21 protein-coding genes are annotated in these 17193 nt (G+C 75.8%); 13 read left to right on the top strand and 8 right to left on the bottom strand.

Going from position 1 to position 17193, the window contains the following annotated elements; genetic code table 11:
* Nucleotides 1-63: 63 nt before the first annotated feature.
* From ACIQOW_RS04595 to ACIQOW_RS04580, 4 genes are read left to right on the top strand one after another with little or no spacing between them, the layout of a single operon-like run.
* Nucleotides 64-954, top strand: a complete 891-nt coding sequence (locus ACIQOW_RS04595; RefSeq protein ID WP_401079819.1) for a YndJ family protein — start codon at nucleotides 64-66, stop codon at nucleotides 952-954.
* Nucleotides 951-1508: a DUF1990 family protein gene (locus ACIQOW_RS04590; RefSeq protein ID WP_401079693.1), complete on the top strand. Its 558-nt coding sequence runs from the start codon at nucleotides 951-953 to the stop codon at nucleotides 1506-1508. The genes ACIQOW_RS04595 and ACIQOW_RS04590 overlap by 4 nt, the downstream gene beginning before the upstream one ends.
* Nucleotides 1505-2167 carry a hypothetical protein gene (locus tag ACIQOW_RS04585; RefSeq protein ID WP_401079691.1) on the top strand — a complete coding sequence of 221 codons (663 nt, stop codon included), beginning with the start codon at nucleotides 1505-1507 and terminating at the stop codon, nucleotides 2165-2167. The genes ACIQOW_RS04590 and ACIQOW_RS04585 overlap by 4 nt, the downstream gene beginning before the upstream one ends.
* Nucleotides 2164-2871 (top strand): hypothetical protein, encoded by a 708-nt coding sequence (locus tag ACIQOW_RS04580; protein WP_401079689.1) that lies wholly within the window; start codon nucleotides 2164-2166, stop codon nucleotides 2869-2871. Before ACIQOW_RS04585 ends, ACIQOW_RS04580 begins: the two co-directional genes overlap by 4 nt.
* A 75-nt stretch (nucleotides 2872-2946) precedes the next feature.
* On the opposite strand, the gene ACIQOW_RS04575 is transcribed toward ACIQOW_RS04580, so the two are convergent.
* From ACIQOW_RS04575 to ACIQOW_RS04565, 3 genes are read right to left on the bottom strand one after another with little or no spacing between them, the layout of a single operon-like run.
* Complete coding sequence (locus ACIQOW_RS04575; RefSeq protein ID WP_401079687.1) at nucleotides 2947-3738, bottom strand: anti-sigma factor family protein; 792 nt, start codon at nucleotides 3736-3738, stop codon at nucleotides 2947-2949.
* Entirely contained in the window at nucleotides 3735-4307 is a 573-nt protein-coding gene (locus ACIQOW_RS04570) for a sigma-70 family RNA polymerase sigma factor (RefSeq protein ID WP_401079685.1), read from the bottom strand. Before ACIQOW_RS04570 ends, ACIQOW_RS04575 begins: the two co-directional genes overlap by 4 nt.
* Nucleotides 4308-4354: 47 nt before the next feature.
* Entirely contained in the window at nucleotides 4355-4918 is a 564-nt protein-coding gene (locus ACIQOW_RS04565) for a hypothetical protein (RefSeq protein WP_401079683.1), read from the bottom strand.
* Nucleotides 4919-5093: 175 nt separating this feature from the next.
* On the opposite strand from ACIQOW_RS04565, the gene ACIQOW_RS04560 reads away from it, so the two are divergent.
* Nucleotides 5094-5483 (top strand): thioredoxin family protein, encoded by a 390-nt coding sequence (locus tag ACIQOW_RS04560; RefSeq protein ID WP_401079681.1) that lies wholly within the window; start codon nucleotides 5094-5096, stop codon nucleotides 5481-5483.
* A gap of 87 nt (nucleotides 5484-5570) precedes the next feature.
* Here the strand turns inward: ACIQOW_RS04560 and ACIQOW_RS04555 are convergent, their stop codons facing one another.
* The gene (locus ACIQOW_RS04555; protein ID WP_401079679.1) at nucleotides 5571-6533 is read right to left on the bottom strand and encodes a helix-turn-helix transcriptional regulator; all 963 of its coding nucleotides are present in this window, start codon (nucleotides 6531-6533) and stop codon (nucleotides 5571-5573) included.
* 210 nt (nucleotides 6534-6743) lie between these two features.
* Here ACIQOW_RS04555 and ACIQOW_RS04550 point away from each other — a divergent pair, with 210 nt between their 5' ends.
* The 5 genes from ACIQOW_RS04550 (at nucleotide 6744) to ACIQOW_RS04530 (ending at nucleotide 11649) form a co-directional block, all read left to right on the top strand.
* Nucleotides 6744-7478 carry an alpha/beta fold hydrolase gene (locus ACIQOW_RS04550; RefSeq protein ID WP_401079677.1) on the top strand — a complete coding sequence of 245 codons (735 nt, stop codon included), beginning with the start codon at nucleotides 6744-6746 and terminating at the stop codon, nucleotides 7476-7478.
* A 220-nt stretch (nucleotides 7479-7698) separates the two neighbouring features.
* Entirely contained in the window at nucleotides 7699-8043 is a 345-nt protein-coding gene (locus ACIQOW_RS04545) for a hypothetical protein (RefSeq protein WP_401079675.1), read from the top strand.
* Nucleotides 8040-9500, top strand: coding sequence for a dihydrolipoyl dehydrogenase family protein (locus ACIQOW_RS04540; RefSeq protein ID WP_401079673.1), 1461 nt, complete (start codon nucleotides 8040-8042; stop codon nucleotides 9498-9500). Before ACIQOW_RS04545 ends, ACIQOW_RS04540 begins: the two co-directional genes overlap by 4 nt.
* Before the next feature lie 180 nt (nucleotides 9501-9680).
* On the top strand, nucleotides 9681-10775 hold the full coding sequence (locus tag ACIQOW_RS04535) for a WD40/YVTN/BNR-like repeat-containing protein (protein ID WP_401079671.1): 1095 nt from the start codon (nucleotides 9681-9683) through the stop codon (nucleotides 10773-10775).
* A 121-nt stretch (nucleotides 10776-10896) separates the two neighbouring features.
* Nucleotides 10897-11649 (top strand): GNAT family N-acetyltransferase, encoded by a 753-nt coding sequence (locus ACIQOW_RS04530; protein ID WP_401079669.1) that lies wholly within the window; start codon nucleotides 10897-10899, stop codon nucleotides 11647-11649.
* Nucleotides 11650-11715: 66 nt separating this feature from the next.
* On the opposite strand, the gene ACIQOW_RS04525 is transcribed toward ACIQOW_RS04530, so the two are convergent.
* A complete protein-coding gene (locus tag ACIQOW_RS04525; protein ID WP_401079667.1) occupies nucleotides 11716-12420 on the bottom strand; it encodes an EamA family transporter in 705 nt (234 codons plus the stop codon).
* 109 nt (nucleotides 12421-12529) lie between these two features.
* Here ACIQOW_RS04525 and ACIQOW_RS04520 point away from each other — a divergent pair, with 109 nt between their 5' ends.
* Complete coding sequence (locus ACIQOW_RS04520; protein ID WP_188297866.1) at nucleotides 12530-13558, top strand: LacI family DNA-binding transcriptional regulator; 1029 nt, start codon at nucleotides 12530-12532, stop codon at nucleotides 13556-13558.
* A 46-nt stretch (nucleotides 13559-13604) separates the two neighbouring features.
* On the opposite strand, the gene ACIQOW_RS04515 is transcribed toward ACIQOW_RS04520, so the two are convergent.
* Together ACIQOW_RS04515 and ACIQOW_RS04510 are read right to left on the bottom strand one after the other, a co-directional pair.
* Nucleotides 13605-14123 (bottom strand): GNAT family N-acetyltransferase, encoded by a 519-nt coding sequence (locus ACIQOW_RS04515; RefSeq protein WP_401079665.1) that lies wholly within the window; start codon nucleotides 14121-14123, stop codon nucleotides 13605-13607.
* 200 nt (nucleotides 14124-14323) lie between these two features.
* A complete protein-coding gene (locus ACIQOW_RS04510; RefSeq protein ID WP_401079663.1) occupies nucleotides 14324-14785 on the bottom strand; it encodes a molybdopterin-dependent oxidoreductase in 462 nt (153 codons plus the stop codon).
* Between the two features lie 252 nt (nucleotides 14786-15037).
* On the opposite strand from ACIQOW_RS04510, the gene ACIQOW_RS04505 reads away from it, so the two are divergent.
* The gene (locus tag ACIQOW_RS04505; RefSeq protein WP_401079661.1) at nucleotides 15038-15409 is read left to right on the top strand and encodes a YciI family protein; all 372 of its coding nucleotides are present in this window, start codon (nucleotides 15038-15040) and stop codon (nucleotides 15407-15409) included.
* A 52-nt stretch (nucleotides 15410-15461) separates the two neighbouring features.
* The gene (locus tag ACIQOW_RS04500; RefSeq protein WP_401079659.1) at nucleotides 15462-16724 is read left to right on the top strand and encodes an RNA polymerase sigma factor; all 1263 of its coding nucleotides are present in this window, start codon (nucleotides 15462-15464) and stop codon (nucleotides 16722-16724) included.
* On the opposite strand, the gene ACIQOW_RS04495 is transcribed toward ACIQOW_RS04500, so the two are convergent.
* On the bottom strand, nucleotides 16721-17185 hold the full coding sequence (locus tag ACIQOW_RS04495) for a MarR family winged helix-turn-helix transcriptional regulator (RefSeq protein ID WP_401079817.1): 465 nt from the start codon (nucleotides 17183-17185) through the stop codon (nucleotides 16721-16723). The two genes, ACIQOW_RS04500 and ACIQOW_RS04495, sit on opposite strands and share 4 nt — an antisense overlap.
* Nucleotides 17186-17193 lie beyond the last annotated feature (8 nt).

The following is a 17193-nucleotide window of genomic DNA, read 5'->3' as shown; positions in this document are numbered from 1 at the left end:
AGCCAGGCCGCGTAGAGTCGGTGGCGCAAGCTATTTGAACGCGTTCAAGGGGGTGTGTCCACAATGGGGAAGGGCACCACGGAACTGGTCGACCTGCTGATCCTGCTCGGCATGGGCGCCGTCGTCCCGCTCGGCCTCGCCCTGGTCGGCGAGCCCGGACTCGCCCGGGTCCGCCGGCTCTGGCCGCTCGCCGCCGTACCCGGCGCGCTCTCGCTCTGGCTGCCCCGTGGCGGCCCGGCCGCCGGATGCGCCCTGCTCTACGCGCTCGGCACCCTGGCCATCGCCCTGCACGCGCCGCTGCGGCTGGCCCGCACCCGTTCGCTCGCGCCCGCCGAGGTCGCGGTGCTCACCGCGCTCGCCGCGCCCTCGGTGGCCGGGGTCGCCCTGGTCGCCGAGCGCTCCGGCTACCCGCTGTTCGGCTTCGAGCCGCACATCCTGGCGCTCACCGTCCCGCACTTCCACTACGCCGGGTTCACCGCGGCCCTGGTCGCCGGACTGGTCTGCCGCGCCGCCCGTCCCGGCTCCGGCGCGGCCCGCTGCGCAGCGCTCAGCGTCCCCGCGGGCACCCTGCTGGTGCTGGCCGGGTACTTCCTCGGCAACTGGTGGCAGTTCGCCGGAGCCGCCGTACTCACCACCGGGATGTGGCTGGTCGGCCTGGTCACCTGGCGCGAGCTGCGCCCCCGCGGCAGCGGTCCCGGCACCGGCGATCCGGTCACCGCCCGGCTGCTCGCCGTCTCCTCGGCCGTCCTCGCGCTCACCATGCTGCTCGCCCTGTGGTGGGCCCTCGGCCGGGCCGCCGGACTCCCCCACCCCACCCTGACCTGGATGGCCGCCACCCACGGCGTCGGCAACGCGCTCGGCTTCGCGCTCTGCGCCCTGCTCGCCTGGCGCCGGCTCGCCGCCGCCCAGCCGGGCACCACGACCCCGACCGAGGCCACGGAGGCCGCGCGATGAACGACTACAGCTACCCCGAGCAGGGCGCCAGCCGCACCGGCGAGCTGCCCGCGGGCTACGACCACCTGCGGCACAGCGCGCTCATCGGCCACGGCCGCCCCGCGCTGGAGGCCGCCGGCGCCGCCCTGCTCGACTGGCGGATGCACCGGCTCGCGGGCGTACGGATCGACGCGTCGGCCGGCCGGGCCGCCCCGGGCGTCGCCGTGCACTGCGCCATCGGCCTCGGCCCGCTGCGGGCCGGCGCACCCAACCGGGTGCTGGCCACGGTCGAGGGCCCGGACCGGTACGGCTTCACCTACGGGACCCGATCCGGGCACCTGGCCCGTGGTGAGGAGACCTTCCTGGTCGAGCTGGACCCGGACGGCGCGGTCCGGTTCTCGGTCACCGCCTTCAGCCGGCCGGTCGCCTGGTACGCCCGGCCGGCCGGTCCGCTGTTCCCGCTCGCCCAGCGCGCCTTCGCCCGGCGCTGCGGGCGCGTACTGGCCGGGATCGCGGCAGGGCGGAGTAAAACCGCTGGTCGGGACGGAGGCGCGTCCGGGATCATCGGCGGATGATGTCGATGCGACCGGTCCTGGAGATCTTCGCCCCCGACGGCTTCACGCTCTGGCCGACGGGCGATCACGAGCCGTACGGGCACCTCACCCTGAACGGGCGGCTGACGCCGGCCGAGGTGGGCACGGCGCTCTGGCGGCTGGCCGGGCACAACGACGTCGAGCCCGGGTCGGCGGAGGCCGAGGAGCGCGGCCCCCGGCCGGCGGACCCGCATGGCTCCTTCCTGCACGGGCTGCTCACCGATCCGCTTCCGTACGCCCCCGGCGGCCTGGTGGTGACCGACTCCGCCACCGGCGCCGTCTTCGAACCGGGCTGCTGCAACGGCCTGGAGGAGTGGCGCGGGTGGCTGAACGTCACGGACGGCTCCGGCACCGCCTGGTTCGGCCACGACCCCGACGCCCGGGCCGAGTGCGTCGGCCGGGTCGTCCGGCTGACCCAGGACGCCGGGAACGGCGAGGACGACGAGGACGGCGGGCATCGCGACGGCACGGTGATCGAACTTCCGGTGGACGAACTGCGCCGCCTGCTCGCCGGGGCCGAGCAGGACCTGCGCGACTTCCTCGCGCTGGCGGCGAGTTGGGCCGAGCGCCAGCTCCCCGGGCACGCCGCCGCCGTCACCGCGGCCCTCGCCCGGGCACTGGACCTGGAGCCCCCTGCATGACCGGATTCCCCACCCACCGGGCCCGGGTGCACGACACCTCGCTCCCGCTGCACCGGCGGCACAGCGCGCTGCGCACCTGCCTGACCCGCTTCGCCCCGTACGGGCTGCGGTCGACGTACCACCACCTCACCGTCAGCGCCCGGATGCCCCGGCACCTGGAGACGGACCCGGACTCGCTGCTCCGCGCGGTGGAGGAGCTGCACGAGGCGCGGGAGCTGTGGCGGGCCCGGGCCGAGGAGTACGCGGCCCGGCGGCGGGCCGAGAAGCGGGCCGGGCGGCGGAAGCCGTCGGAGACGGCGTGGTGGGACCGGCCCCGCTGGGAGTCTCCGCACGCGACCTGGCGCCACGACCCGTTCCTGCACCCGAAGTTGAGCCTGCCCGACTACGTCCGGCGGCAGAACGCGCTGCTGGACGGCGCCGAGCTGCCCGGCTGCCCGGCCTGCGGCGAGGAGGGCCCGCCGGTGCCGGTGCCGACCGGCCACGGCCTGGCCGAGCTGTGCCGTTCCTGCGCTCAGGTGCTGACGCCCTGCCCCTGCGGACGGTGGCACGGCTTCGAACCGGACCTGCGGGTCGGCTGGAGCCGGACCTGGCGGCGGGAGCACATGAGCGGCACCGGCGAGCCGGACCCGCACTGGCCCGGCGCCCGGGGCACGGCCCGGGTCGAGCGGCTGGCCGCCTACCACGTCGCGCACGGGCCGTACTGAGCCGGGCCCGTACGGTCAGGGCCGGCGCGGTCAGGGCTCATACGGTCAACGCCGGTGCGGTCAGGGCCAGTACGGTCAGGACCGGTGCGCCGGGACCGCGACCAGCAGCGCGCCGCCGTTCTGGACCCGGACCTCGAAGTGGTCGATGTCCCCGGGCTGGAACGCCGCGCCGCCGGTGGTCCGCACCGTGCCGTCGCCGCCCGCGTAGCCGACCGCGGGGACGGACCAGCTGGTCACCGTCTGCTGCTCGCCGGTGCGCGAGACGGCGACCAGCGCGCAGCTCAACGGGCCGTGGACACCGGAGAGTTGCAGGCTGACCCGGCTGCCCAGGGTGGTGCCGTCGACGCCGACGGTGGCGTGCGCGCCGGTGCCAGGGTCGGTGGCGCTGAACTGCTCGGCCGCCGCGACCACGGCGGGGCCCTGGTCGGCGGTGATCACCGCGGCGGTGACGGCGGGGCCGGCCGCCACCATCACGGTGGCGGCCAGGGCCAGTACCAGCCGCCGCACCCGGCCCCGGCGCCGGGTGGCACCGACCTGGGCGACCAGCCGGTCCAGCAGCTCCGGGCCCGGCTGCGGGGCGGGGGCGGCCGGGTCCGCCCCGGCCGCCCGCGCGGAGGCCGCGTACTCACCCAACAGTGGCTCCACCGAACCGAGTTCGGCCACCTGCCGGACGCACTGCGGACAGCCGGCGAGGTGCCGCTCGAAGGCGGCGCGCTCGGCGGGCTCCAGCAGACCGAGGACGTACGCGCCGGCGTCGACGTGCTCCGGGCCGCCGGAGGCGTCGCCCGGCGGGCCCCCGGTCACCCGGCCCGGGTCGGGGCGGGGGTCGGGGCCGGGGTCAGGGTCAGGGTCGGGGTGCCTGGTCACGATGTCACTCCCCGTTCCTCCAGCGCGAGCCTGAGCGAGCGCAGCGCGTAGAACACCCGCGAGCGCACGGTGCCGGCCGGGATGCCGAGTTCGGCGGCCGCCTCGTTGGCCGTGCGGCCCTTGAGGTAGGTCTCGACGATGACCTCCCGGTGCGCGGGCGAGAGGTCGCCGAGCGCGTCCGCGACGGTCATCATCCGCAGCGCCCGGTCGATCGCGTCCTCGGCGGGCAGCTGCTCCAGCACCGAGGCGTCCACCTCGCGCGGCCGGGCCAGCGCGCTGCGGTGGCCGTCGATCACGATCCGCCGCGCGACCGTGACCAGCCAGGGCCGCAGCGAGCCGGCCGACGGGTCGAGCCGGTGGATGTTGCGCCAGGCGCGGACCAGCGTCTCCTGCACGACGTCCTCGGCCCGCTGCCGGTCGCCCGCGACCAGGTGGAGCACGAACCCGAACAGCGGACCGGCGTGCTCCCGGTACAGGGCGCGCATCAGGTCCTCGTCCGGCGCCCCAGGACCGCGGGCGCCGGAGCGGCCGCCGGGGTGCTCCTCGGTCACCACTTCATCGTTGCGCACCCGGACCTCCTGGGCGAGGGCGGCGGGCACCGGTCACCAGGGCGTACTCAGTAGCCCGGGGTGCTGGGCATCGGGGTACCGGGCATCGGGCTGGGGTTCGCGGGGCCCGGGGTTCCGCCGCCCGTGGCACCCGCCTTGCCGCCGCTCGGGGTCAGCGCGAACCAGGTGCCTCCGACGCCCTGGCCCTTGGTGTCGCCGGGCTTGGCGTCCGGCGCGTAGCGGTAGGCCGGCCAGCCGTTCAGGGTGACCTGCTTGGTGCCGTCGGCGCGGGTGACGGTGCCGACCAGCTTGCTGTCGATGCCCTTCACCGCGACGTTGCCGTCGGCGTGCTCGGGCGGCCAGACGACGGCGCAGCTGCCGTTGCAGGAGGACTCCGGCGGGCTGTTGCGGTCCTGGTCGAAGCGGTAGAGCGTGAATCCGGCGCTGTCGGTGACGATGGTGCCCAGCGTGGGGTCGTGGGCGGTCTGCATGGTGACGCTCGCCGGGGTGCTCGGGCTCGCCGTGTGCGACGAGCCGCCGCCGGACGAGCCGCAGCCGGCGATCAGGGCCGCGGCGGCGATGCCGGAGGCGGTCAGCGCCACGGTCCTGCGGGTGCGGGGTGTGCTGCGCATGGGGTGCCTCCCACGGGGGAAGGGTCGGGACGGACCGGACACCCTCCTGTACGGGCACCGGCCGCCGACTGCTCAACCCCGGGGCCCCGAAGCCTCCGGAATACGCCGTCGACCAGGACCGTTGTGGCGGGCACATGGCATGAACCGCCACCTCCGGAAGGGAAGGAACCGCGAGATGAGCAGCACGGTCGAGCTGACCAAGGAGAACTTCGACGACATCGTCCCTGGCCCGGAGGGCAAGGACTTCGTCCTCATCGACTTCTGGGCCGGGTGGTGCGGGCCGTGCCGCCAGTTCGCCCCGGTGTACGAGAAGGCGGCCGAGCGCCACCCGGACCTGGTCTTCGCCAAGGTCGACACCGAGGCGCAGCAGGAGCTGGCCTCCGCGTTCGGGATCCAGTCGATCCCGACGCTGGCGATCATCCGCGAGGGCGTGCTCGTCTTCTCGCAGCCCGGAGCGCTGCCCGAGACGGTGTTCGAGGACCTGATCGGCCAGGCCCGCGGTCTGGACATGGCCGAGGTGAAGCGCAAGGTCGCCGAGGAGCAGGCGGCCGGCGGCCAGGCCTGATCCCGGTCCGGACGTCCGAGGGCCGGGGAGCGCGCGCCGCCTCCCCGGCCCTTCGCCGTACCCGGCCCCGGCGTCCGCCCGGGGCGGTCACCCCGGCTCGGCGCCCCAGGCGGCGAGCCGGGCCGCGAGCGCCCGCACCTCGACGCGCAGCGCGGCGGGCTCCCGGACGGTGAACGGCCACCCCAGGCCGGCCAGCAGTACCGCGACACCGTCCAGGTTCTGCGCCCGGGCCCGCAGCAGCACCCGGTCCCCGGCGAGTTCGGTGAGGGTGCCGGCGGCCGGCGGCAGCCGGCGGCGGGCCTCGGCGAGGGTGGTCGCCAGCTCCACCTCCACCCGGTGCCGCCAGGGCGCACCGGCCAGTGACTCCACCACCCGCTGGACCGGGTCGAAGTCCTCGGGCGGCTCGAAGCCCGTCTCGCCCTGCTCGACCCGGGTGATCCGGTCCAGCCGGAAGGTCCGCGGCTCGCCGCTGCGGTGGTCGAGCCCGGTGGTGTACCAGCGCCCGGAGTGGAAGACCAGCCCGTACGGATCGAACTCGCGCTCGCTGGGCCGGTCCTCGCGGTCCCGGTAGCCGAGCCGCACCCGGCGCCGCCGGCGGGCAGCCTCGGCCAGGGTGAACAGCGCGGAGGCGGCCGGGCCGGGGCCGGTGGCGGGGGTGGCGGTGAGGCCGAGGGTCTGTTCGACCGCGGCGACCCGTTCGCGCAGCGGCGGTGGCAGCACCCGCTGGATCTTGCCGAGGGCGGTCTCGGTGGCCCCCTCCCCCACCGACAGGCCGGAGCTGCGGCCGGCCAGCAGGCCGAGCACGACGGAGGCGGCCTCGTCCGGGGTGAGCATCAGCGGCGGCAGCCGGTAGCCGGGCCGCAGGCGGTAGCCGCCGTAGCGGCCGCGGTCGGCCTGGACGGGGATGCCGAGGTCGGCCAGCCGGGCCACGTAGCGACGGACGGTGCGCTCGTCCACGTCCAGCCGGGCGGCCAGTTCGGCGCCGGTCAGGCCGGGGCGGTCCTGGAGCAGTTCCAGCAGGGCGAGGACGCGGCTGACCGGGTGCTCCACCGTGTGCTCCTTCCGCTGCCGAGTCGCCTCCGCGTCGTCTCCGTCACCCGTTCCGGACACCTTGCGGCGAGGCGGAGGAAATCCGGGCGACTTCTGTCCGGATCCGATTCTAGAGTCGGTGGTGGAGAAGGCCCCCACCGCGGCAGAGCCCTCCCGCGGGCCCGTCGTGGCCTCTCCGGACGATCCCCACCGACGAAGGAGTGATCCGCCATGAGCACGTTCGTACTGGTTCCCGGTTTCTGGCTCGGCGCCTGGGCCTGGGACGAGGTGGCCGCGCCGCTGCGCGCGGCCGGGCACCGGGTGTACCCGGTCAGCCTGCCCGGGATGGCCGAACGATCGGGCGAGGCAGGCGAGTTCGGGCTGGAGGAGCACATCGCCGACCTCGCCGGCCTGCTGGTCAGGGAGGACCTGTCGGACGCCGTCGTGGTCGGGCACAGCGGCGCCTGCGCCCCCGTGGGCGGGCTCGCGGACCGGATGCCGGAGCGGATCCGCCGGGTGGTCTACCTGGACAGCGGCCCGCTGATCGACGGCTCCGCGGTCCAGGACCTCTGGCAGCCCGACTACCGGAGCACGGCCGAGGCCTCGGTGATCGACGGCCGTCTCCCGATGCCGCCCTGGGAGTACCTGGCCGAGCACGGCGCGAGCGTGGCGGGGCTGGACGAGGCCACCCTGGCACGCGTCCGCTCCCGGGCCACCCCGCACCCGGCCGGGGCGTTCCGGGACCGGCTGCGGCTGACCGGCGCCGGGGCCGCGCTGCCGCAGGCGCTGGTCTCCTGTTCCTTCCCGCTCTCCCAGGTGCGCGAGCTGATCGCCTCCGGGCACCCGTACTTCGCCGGGATGTCCGGGCCGAACTGGGAGCTGCGCGAACTGCCCACCGGGCACTGGCCGATGTTCTCCCGCCCGGCGGACACGGCGGCGGTGCTGACGGAGCTCGCCGCGCTCTGAGCCCCGACCGTTCGCGGGCCGTCCGTGGGCGGGCCGACCGTCCGTGGGCCGACCGTCCGCGAGCCGACCGTCCGTGAGCCCCGGCCTTGTCCCGTCCGCGCCCTTCGGTGTGCCCGGCAGCGCCCGTGGCGTGTCCGTCCGTCGCGCAGCCGTGCCCGGACCGGCAGGATGGGGCCCACGGCGTACCCGAGCGGAGAGCGAGCAGCGTGTGCGAGCAGCCATGAGCGGGCAGCCGGTCCGCACCGAACCGCCCGTCGCCGGACCGGAGTTCGAGCCGGCCGGCGACCCCGGGCCGGCCGCCCCGGCGCGCGCCCTGCCCGGCGGACGCACCGGGACGGCCCCACCGGCGCGCGACGACCGCGCGAAGTGGCCGTCGGAGGCGGTCCGGGCCAGGCTCGGGTACGGAACCGACGGCGGCCGCGGCCCGCTCCCCCGGAGGGTCGCCCCGGCCGGCGCCCCGCACGGGAACCGGCGCGCGCGGCTGCCCGACACCCGCGGGCGCACGCCCGCCACCCCCGCCACACCGGCCGGGGTGGCCACCGAGACGACGGAGGACCGGGCATGACCAGCACCGCCGAGGAGTACGACGTCATCGTTCTGGGAGCCGGCCCGACCGGCGAGAACGTGGCCGACCGGACGGTCGCCGCCGGGCTGCGCACCGTGATCGTGGAGGCCGAGCTGGTCGGGGGCGAGTGCTCGTACTGGGCCTGCATGCCCAGCAAGGCGCTGCTGCGCCCGGTGGCCGCGCTGGCCGACGCCCGCGCGGTGGCCGGCTCCAGGGAGGCGGTCGGCGACCGGCGGCTGGACCCGGCCGCGGTGCTGGCCCGGCGGGACTCCTTCGCCTCGAACTGGCAGGACGACGGTCAGGTGCGGTGGCTGCGGGACACCGGGATCGAGCTGGTCCGCGGCCACGGCCGGCTGGCCGGGGTGCGGACGGTGACGGTGGAGGCCGAGGACGGCAGCGAGCGGCTGCTGACCGCCCGGCACGCCGTCGCGGTGTGCACCGGCAGCCGCCCGGTGCTGCCCGCGCACGTGCCGGGGCTCGCCGAGGCCCACCCGTGGACCAACCGGGAGGCTACCGGCTCGCAGACCGTCCCCGGGCGGCTGGCGGTGGTCGGCGGCGGGGTGGTCGGGGTGGAGATGGCCGCCGCCTGGCGGGCGCTCGGCTCCGAGGTGGTGCTGCTGGTGCGCGGCGACGGACTGCTGCCGCGGATGGAGCCGTTCGCGGGTGAGCTGGTCGCGGACGGCCTGCGGGCCGCCGGGGTGGACGTCCGCTTCGGTACCGAGGTCACCGCACTGGAGCGGGCGGACGGCTCCGGGCCCGTCACCCTCACCCTCGCCGCCCGGGACGGGCGGGGCGGTGGCGGGACACTGACCGTCGACGAGGTGCTGTACGCGACCGGCCGGGCCCCGCGCACCGCCGACGTCGGGCTGGAGCAGGTCGGCCTGAAGCCGGGCGACTGGCTGAAGGCGGACGACAGCTGCACGGTGCTCGGGGTGGACGGCGCGTGGCTCTACGCCGTCGGCGACGTCAACCGCCGGGCGCTGCTCACCCACCAGGGCAAGTACCAGGCCAGGATCACCGGCGCGGCGATCGCCGCCCGTGCCGAGGGGCGCCCGCTGGACACCTCGCGCTACGGCGCGCACGCCGCGTCCGCAGACCTCGCGGGCGCGCCCCAGGTGGTCTTCACCCAGCCGGAGGTCGCCGCCGTCGGCCTGACCTCGGCCGCCGCCGAGGCGGCCGGGCTGCGGGTGAAGACCGTCGACCACGAGATCGGCTCGGTCGCCGGGGCCTCGCTGTACGGCGACGACTACCGCGGCCGGGCCAGGGTGGTCTTCGACCTGGACCGGGAGGTGATCGTCGGCGCCTGCCTGGTCGGCCCCGGGGTCGCCGAACTGCTGCACTCGGCGACCGTCGCGGTGGTCGGTGAGGTGCCGATCGACCGGCTCTGGCACGCGGTGCCCGCGTACCCGACGATCAGCGAGGTCTGGCTGCGGCTGCTGGAGGACTGCCGGGGGTAGTGGGTCCGGGCCGACGGCCCCCAGCGCCACCGCGGCTCCCACTGCTCCCAGGGCCACCGCGCCCCCGTCCGCCTCCCGGGTGACCGGCGCGGCGAGATGTGACCATCGTTGGGCGGCGGGACACTGGCAGTCGGGGACCGTCCCGGGGGGCCGTGCTTGCTCGTGACCAGGTGGTGTGGCATGACCGAGGTGCTGTTGGCCGTCGGAACCGAGAAGGGCCTCTTTCTCGGCCGCAGCCGCGACCGGCTGACATGGGAGTTCAGCGGGCCGCACTTCCCGATGAACGCGATCTACTCCGTCTCCATCGACCGCCGCGACGGGCGGACCAGACTGCTGGCCGGGGCCGACAGCAGCCACTGGGGGCCCTCGGTCTGGCGCTCCGACGACCTCGGTGCCAGCTGGTCCGAGCCCGTGCGGCCGGCCATCCGCTTCCCCGAGCCCACCGGCACCTCGCTCACCAGGGTCTGGCAGCTCCAACCCGCCGGAGCGGAGGCACCGGGCGTCGTCTACGCGGGCACCGAGCCCGCCGCGCTGTTCCGCTCCACCGACGGCGGCGAGAGCTTCGACCTGGTCGAGTCACTCTGGAACCACCCCCAGCGGCCGCACTGGGGCGCCGGCTACGGCGGCCAGGGCCTGCACACGATCCTGACCGACCCGCGCGACCCGCAGCGGCTGCTGGTCGCCGTCTCCAGCGGTGGCGTCTACCGCAGCAAGGACGGCGGCGACAGCTGGCAGCCCTCCAACACCGGTCTGCGCGCCGAGTTCTTCCCGGAGGAGGGCCAGTACCCCGAGTTCGGCCAGTGCGTGCACAAGATCGCCCCGGACCCGGTCCACCCGGACCGGCTCTACCTCCAGAACCACGGCGGCGTCTACCGCAGCGACGACTGGGGCGGCAGCTGGCGCTCGATCGTGGACGGACTGCCCGCCGAGTTCGGCTTCGCGGTGGCCGCCCACCCGCGCCGGGCCGACACCGCCTACCTCTTCCCGCTCGGCGGCGCGGACGACCGCATCCCGCCCGGCCGCCGCTGCCGGGTGTTCCGCACCAACGACGGCGGCACCAGCTGGCAGCAGCTCGCCGAGGGCCTGCCCGGCGAGGACCACTACGGGATCGTGCTGCGCGACGCCCTGCGCACCGACGACGCCGACCCGGCCGGGATCTACTTCGGCAACCGGACCGGTGACGTGTACGGCAGCAGGGACGAGGGCGAGAGCTGGTCGCTGCTGCTCTCCCACTTGCCGGACGTGCTCTGCGTCCGGGCCGCGGTGGTGGCCTGAGCCTCCCGCCGCCGCTCGCTCGTCGCCCGTCACCCCGGAACCCGGAAAACCGGTTGCCCCGGGGCGGGGCCTCGGTGACCATGGGCCGCCGACGAACGACAGCGAGATTGTGGGGTGGGCCATGACCGAGGACCGGGTGGTCAGGCGCGGTACGGACGGCGAGCCGGTGCTGCGCTACCTGCTGGACGAGCGGGACGGACGGCCCTGGGCCGACCTGCTGGAAGTGCTGGACGAGTCGGTGGACGCCGCCGGGTTCGTCCGGGCCGAGCTGCCCGGCTGGGTGGTCTCAGGACCGCCCGGGCTCGGGCAGGAACTCGTGGCGCAGGGCGCGCGGGTGCTGCGGCACGCCCACACCTTCCGCCGCGACCTGCGCGCCGATCCCCCGCCCGCCGACTGGGCGGGGACGCCGCTGCGCGAGGGCCTGCGGGCGGTGCCCTGCGACCGCGCGCCCGAGGAGATCTACGAGGCCTGGCGGGCCGCGTTCCCTGTCGGCCACGTCGACCACTACCCCGGCGAGGACGCGCAGGTGATGGCCGAACGCCTCGTCCCGCTGCTCGAAGGCAAGGTCATCGGCCCGGTGCTGCCGTCCAGCCTGCTCGCGGTGGACGCGGAGGACCGCGTGGTCGCCGGGCTGGTCCTCACCGACCGCGACGGCCGTCCCTGGGTCGGCGACGTCTACCGCCACCCGGAGCGGGGCTACCGCGGCCTCGGCGCCGACCTGCTGCGCCGGGCGATCGGGGACGCCGCCGCGCGCGGACTCGCCGACGTGACCCTGGTGGTGTCCGAGGGCAATCCGGCCCGCCGGGTCTACGAGGCGCTGGGCTTCGTGCTCCAGGACACCTCGCTGACGGTGGTCGTGCCCGACGCCGCCTGAGGCCCCGCCGTTCGGCACCGTTTGGCACCGCCGTTCGGCACCGTTTGGCACCGCCCGGCCCCGGTCTCAGGGCCGGGCGAGTTCCAGCACGGCGATCCCGCCCAGCACGGTGAGCGCGGCCGTCAGCCGCAGCCGGCCGAGGCGCTCGCGGAACACCACGGCGGCGATCAGCGCGGCGATCACGATGCCGGTCTCGCGCAGCGCCGCGATGGTCGCCAGGTCACCCCTGGCCTGCGCCCACACCACCAGCCCGTACGCCGTCAGCGAGAGCACCCCGCCGACGATCCCCAGCGGCACCGCCCGGCCCGCCCCGGCGAGCAGCCCCGGCCCCCGCCGGACCCGGACGAGCAGCACCAGCACCGGCCCCTGGAGCAGGAACAGCCAGGCCACGTAGCCGCCGACCGTCCCGGACTCCCGCACGCCGCTGCCGTCCAGCACCGTGTACACCGCGATCATCACGCCCGTGCCGACCGCGGCCCCGAGGGCGGGCAGCTGCGCCCGGCCGGGTATCCCCCGGGCGAAGGCGAGGCCGATCAGGCCGCAGGAGATCACCAGGACGCCCAGCACCTCGCCCGCGCCCGGGTGCCGGCCGAGCAGCACCGCCGATATCAGTGCGACCAGCAGCGGTGCGCTGCCCCGGGCGATCGGGTACATCTGCCCGAAGTCCCCCAGCTGGTAGGCCCGCAGCAGCAGCACCGTGGACGCCGTCTGGACCGCGACCGAGGCCGGCAGGTACGGCCAGGCGGCGGGCGCCGGAAGGGGGTTGAGCACCACCAGGCTCCGGGCGCTCCGGGGCCGCCGGCCACCGCAGAGCACCGGTCGGGGCCGCCACGGGCTCGGCAAACCGGCTGGTCGGAGGGGCTGTGTAGGCTCAACGCTCATGGCGAGGGTGACACGGGACGATGTGGCGCGGGTGGCGGGGACGTCCACGGCGGTCGTGAGTTATGTGATCAACGACGGGCCGCGGCCGGTGGCGGCGGCGACCCGGGCGCGGGTGCTCGCGGCGGTCGAGGAGCTGGGCTACCGGCCGAACCGGGTCGCCCAGGCGATGGCCAGGCGGCGGACCAACCTGCTCGGCATGGTCGTGCCGGACGCCCGCCAGCCGTTCTTCGCCGGGCTCGCCCACGCCGTCGAACAGGCCGCCGCCGAGCACGGCCGGCTGCTGCTGATCGGCAACTCCGACTACGCCGACGAACGCGAGGCGCACTACATCCGCGCCTTCCTCGGGATGCAGGTGGACGGCCTGATCCTGGTCACCCAGGACCCGGCCACCCCCGGGCTGACCGGCTTCGACGCGGCCGACGGCACCCCGGTGGTACTGCTGCACCACCGGGCCGAGAGCCCGGACGGCGTCGCCGTGGTCGCCGACGACGAGGGCGGGGCCCGCGAGGTGGTCCGCCACCTGCTCGGGCACGGGCACGCCGAGGTGCACTGCTTCGGCGGCACCCGGGCGCTCAGCCCGCACGACCCGGTCACCGGGCGGACGGCCGGCTGGGTCGCCGCGCTGGAGGAGGCCGGGCTGCCCACCGAGGGACGGCTCGTTCCGGCGCCGTTCGACCGGGTCAGGGCGCACGGCGAGGCGCTCGCGCTGCTGGCCGGGCCCGACCGGCCGTCCGCCGTGTTCTGCACGACGGACGACCAGGCGATCGGCCTGCTGCGGGCCGCCGACGACCTCGGCATCCGGGTGCCCGAGGACCTCGCGGTGGCCGGCTTCGACGACATCGCCGAGGCGGTGATCGCCGGGCCCGCGCTGACCACCGTCACCACCGCGCAGGACGAGATGGCCCGCGCCGCGCTGGATCTCGTCCTCGGCGGGCGGGAGCGCCGCGAGCGGGGCGCCAGGACCTTCCCGGCCCAGCTGGTGGTCCGGCGCTCCTGCGGCTGCCCGCCGGCCGCGGCGCGGGACTGACGCCGGGCCGCCGGGCCGTCGAGGACACCGGGGACGCCGCGGCCCCTCAGCCGTCGAGCAGTTCGTCCGCGAGCAGGTCCATCAGCAGGTTGTCGTGCCAGGTGCCGTCCGAGCCCCGCTCGTACTGGCGCATGGTGCCGACGGTGCGGAAGCCGACCTTGGTGTAGCAGTGGATCGCGGCGAGGTTGTCCGCGGCCGGGTCGATCACCAGCCGGTGGTAGTGGTGGTCGTGCACCAGGTGCCTGGCCATCGTGCGCACCGCGTCGGTGCCCAGGCCCAGGCCGTGCACCGTCGGGTCGAGGTAGAGGTCCATCCCGGCGTGCCGGTACTCGTCGTCGTTGTTGGCGTACCACTGGATGGCACCGACCACCTCGCCGCCGACGTCGATCGCGAAGGTCTCGGTACCGGGCGACTCCAGGTCGCTGGCGACCTCGCCGGCCAGGTCGTCACCGCCCCGCCAGCGGGCGAACACCTCGGGCGTGCCGCGGATGGCCGCCAGCGCCGGGATGTCCTCGCCGGTGGCCGGGCGGAGCGTGACCAAGGTGCCGTGCAGAATCGTCCCCATATGGGGCATGTTGGCACGGAAACCCGGCTCGGGCGAGTGTTTTCGGACCGCCGTCCGGCCCTTCCGGGGTGCGGCTCGGGGCCGGGGCCGCAGGCTGTCCCCGCGGCCGGACGGGACCGTGGGACGGGACGGCCCGACCGGGCCCCGGAAGGGCGGCCGGACCGGGCGGCCCGGCCGGGCCCCGGCGGGCCGGACGGCGGTCAGCGGGTGGGGTGCGCCGGGTCGCCGAGCGGGCCGAGCCAGACGTCGGTGACGGCGCTGACGTAGCGGGCGCCGCAGTGGTCGTCGGGGACGACGAGCTGCGGTCCGGCGGCGTCCAGCGGGGCACCGTCCATGCTGGTGGCCAGCAGGATCTCCTGGCCGCCGAAGTCCGGGTCGATCTCGGCCCAGGAGACCACCGCCCGGTGGCCGTCGGCGCCGGCCACCGAGAGCAGGAAGCGCAGCCGCTGCTTGCGTCCCGAGAAGTCGATCCGGGGCCCGGCCGTGCGCAGCACGTCCAGCAGTGCCGGGCCCTCGTAGCCGTGGCGCTGCTCGCCGGCGGTCCGGCAGTCGAAGCTGACCTCGACGCGGTGCGCGGGGAGGCCGCGCAGCTCCGCCACCGTCAGCCGGGCGGGGCGGTCGAGGTGGCCGTGGAGTCGGACGGTGGGTCCGGCCGGGGTCATGGGTGCTCCCTCCTCCCGGGCCACGCCGTCGTGGCCCGGGAGGAGGAGTACCCGAGCCTCCGGGCTCGCATTCGCAGATGCGATGGATCGGGTGAATTCCGGCTCGCATCTGCTGGCTAATGACGGAGCGGGGAACCCGCGCGGGGAATCGGCGGAAGAAATCTTCGCGCCGGGTGTCGATCCGGCGCCGGCCCGTTCGACGCAGGGGTGAGAGGCGGGGAGAGGCCCCGCCCGCACGACCGAGGAGTCACCGTGCCGCGCTTCATGACGCTGATCCGCATCGACGAGCAGTCCCGCGACGGGTGGGAGCCCGACCCGGGGTTCGAGCAGCGGATGGGGGCCCTGTTCGAGGAGATCACCAAGGCCGGGGTGATGCTGGAGACCGCCGGCCTGACCCCGACCTCCCAGGGCACCCGGCTGACCTGGGCCGACGGGAAGATCGGCTACACCGACGGGCCGTTCACCGAGACCAAGGAGGTCGTCGGCGGCTACGCCATCCTCCAGTGCAAGGACCACGCCGAGGCCCTGGAGTGGACCCGGCGCTTCCTCCGGGCCCACCCCGTGCACTGGCCGGTCGAGGCCGAGGTCCGGCAGATCGAGGAGACGCCGGAGCCGCCGAAGTAACAGCCGTGGCAGTGTTTGCCTCCCGCCGCGCCGGCTGCTCTGATGGGTGGCCGTGACGGAGAGGGCTGGTACCCACGGGACCGCGGCGGCGGCCGTCGAGACGGTGTTCCGGATCGAGTCCGCGCGGATCATCGCCGGGGTCGCCCGGATCGTCCGGGACGTCGGCATCGCCGAGGAGCTGGCGCAGGACGCGCTGGTGGCCGCGCTGGAGCGGTGGCCGCGGGAGGGCGTCCCGGACAGTCCGGGCGCCTGGCTGACGGCCACCGCCAGGCACCGGGCGATCGACCTGGTCCGCCACCGGGAGGTCTACGCCCGCAAGCTCGCCGAGGTGGGGCGGTCGCTGGAGGACGCCCCCGCGCCGGAACCGGCCGAACCGGACGGCATCGACGACGACCTGCTGCGGCTGATCTTCACCGCCTGCCACCCGGTGCTGTCGGCGGAGGCGCGGATCGCGCTCACCCTCCGGCTGCTCGGCGGGCTGACCACCCCGGAGATCGCCCGCGCCTTCCTGGTGCCGGAGCCGACGGTGGCGCAGCGGATCGTCCGGGCGAAGCGGGCGCTGGCGAAGGCCGGGGTGCCGTTCGAGGTGCCGTCCGGGGAGGACCGGGCGCAGCGGCTGTCCTCGGTGCTGGAGGTCATCTACCTGATCTTCAACGAGGGGTACTCGGCGACCGCCGGGGACGACCTGCTCCGCCCCCAGCTGTGCGAGGACGCGCTGCGGCTGGCCCGGGTGCTGGCCGCGCTGGTGCCGGCCGAACCGGAGGCGCACGGGCTGGCCGCGCTGCTGGAGTTCCAGGCCTCGCGCACGGCCGCCAGGACCGGGCCCGACGGGCGGCCGGTGCTGCTGGCCGAGCAGAACCGGGCCCGCTGGGACGGGCTGCTGATCCGGCGCGGCTTCGACGCCCTGCGACGGGCCGGCACCGGGCCGTACTCGGTGCAGGCCGCGATCGCCGCCTGCCACGCCAAGGCGCGGCGCTACCAGGACACCGACTGGGCGACGATCGCCGCACTGTACGAGCGGCTGCTCGCGCTGTCGCCGTCCCCGGTGGTGGCGCTGAACCGGGCGGTGGCCGTCTCGATGGCCCGGGGCCCGGCCGCCGCGCTGGAGCTGGTGGACGAGCTGGCCGCGGAGCCGGCGCTGCGCGGCTACCACCTGCTGCCGAGCGTGCGGGGCGATCTGCTGGCCCGGCTGGGGCGGGCGGCGGAGGCCAGGGCGGAGTTCGAGCGGGCGGCGGGGATGACCCGCAACGAGCGGGAGCGGGAGCTGCTGCTGGAGCGGGCGGCGGCGCTCGGCGAGGGTCGGGGCGCGTCCTAGGCGTCGTCCAGCCGGAGCCGGGCGCTGACCGCGCCGAGGCCCTCGGCGAGCATCGCGAGCTGCTCGCGACTGAGCACGTCGATCAGCAGCTCGCGCACCAGGGCGACGTGCCCGGGCGCGGCCAGGCGCAGCATCTCCCGTCCCTGGTCGGTGAGTTCGGCGATGACGCCGCGCACATCACTGGGACAGGAGCGGCGGGCGACCAGGCCCGTCCGCTCCAGCTGGGTGACCTGGTAGGTCAGGCCGCTCTTGGAGGTGACCAGCTTGTCGGCGAGTTCGGTCATCCGCAGCGAGTCGCCGGGGGCGGCGGACAGGTGCACCAGGATCTCGTACTGCTGGTGGGAGAGGCCCGAGTCCTCCTTGAGCTGGCGTTCCAGCCGCCGGTTCAGCAGGTTGCTCGCCGTGACGAAGCCCCGCCAGGCGGCCGCCTCGTCCGGGTCCAGCCAGCGGGGTTCGTTCAGTGAGGACA

The sequence above is a fragment of the Kitasatospora sp. NPDC091335 genome (genome assembly GCF_044757205.1).
In the GTDB taxonomy this organism is placed as follows: Bacteria; Actinomycetota; Actinomycetes; order Streptomycetales; family Streptomycetaceae; genus Kitasatospora.
This window is presented reverse-complemented; position numbering and strand designations above follow the sequence as displayed.

Excerpts from the sequence above, each read along its gene's own strand:
- ACIQOW_RS04560 (WP_401079681.1), top strand. The coding sequence starts at position 5,094 with ATGAGCAGCACGGTCGAGCTGACCAAGGAGAACTTCGACGACATCGTC.
- ACIQOW_RS04550 (WP_401079677.1), top strand. The coding sequence starts at position 6,744 with ATGAGCACGTTCGTACTGGTTCCCGGTTTCTGGCTCGGCGCCTGGGCC.
- ACIQOW_RS04595 (WP_401079819.1), top strand. The coding sequence starts at position 64 with ATGGGGAAGGGCACCACGGAACTGGTCGACCTGCTGATCCTGCTCGGC.
- ACIQOW_RS04530 (WP_401079669.1), top strand. The coding sequence starts at position 10,897 with ATGACCGAGGACCGGGTGGTCAGGCGCGGTACGGACGGCGAGCCGGTG.
- ACIQOW_RS04540 (WP_401079673.1), top strand. The coding sequence starts at position 8,040 with ATGACCAGCACCGCCGAGGAGTACGACGTCATCGTTCTGGGAGCCGGC.
- ACIQOW_RS04565 (WP_401079683.1), bottom strand. The coding sequence starts at position 4,918 with ATGCGCAGCACACCCCGCACCCGCAGGACCGTGGCGCTGACCGCCTCC.
- ACIQOW_RS04590 (WP_401079693.1), top strand. The coding sequence starts at position 951 with ATGAACGACTACAGCTACCCCGAGCAGGGCGCCAGCCGCACCGGCGAG.
- ACIQOW_RS04515 (WP_401079665.1), bottom strand. The coding sequence starts at position 14,123 with ATGGGGACGATTCTGCACGGCACCTTGGTCACGCTCCGCCCGGCCACC.
- ACIQOW_RS04510 (WP_401079663.1), bottom strand. The coding sequence starts at position 14,785 with ATGACCCCGGCCGGACCCACCGTCCGACTCCACGGCCACCTCGACCGC.
- ACIQOW_RS04585 (WP_401079691.1), top strand. The coding sequence starts at position 1,505 with ATGATGTCGATGCGACCGGTCCTGGAGATCTTCGCCCCCGACGGCTTC.
- ACIQOW_RS04535 (WP_401079671.1), top strand. The coding sequence starts at position 9,681 with ATGACCGAGGTGCTGTTGGCCGTCGGAACCGAGAAGGGCCTCTTTCTC.
- ACIQOW_RS04545 (WP_401079675.1), top strand. The coding sequence starts at position 7,699 with ATGAGCGGGCAGCCGGTCCGCACCGAACCGCCCGTCGCCGGACCGGAG.
- ACIQOW_RS04580 (WP_401079689.1), top strand. The coding sequence starts at position 2,164 with ATGACCGGATTCCCCACCCACCGGGCCCGGGTGCACGACACCTCGCTC.
- ACIQOW_RS04520 (WP_188297866.1), top strand. The coding sequence starts at position 12,530 with ATGGCGAGGGTGACACGGGACGATGTGGCGCGGGTGGCGGGGACGTCC.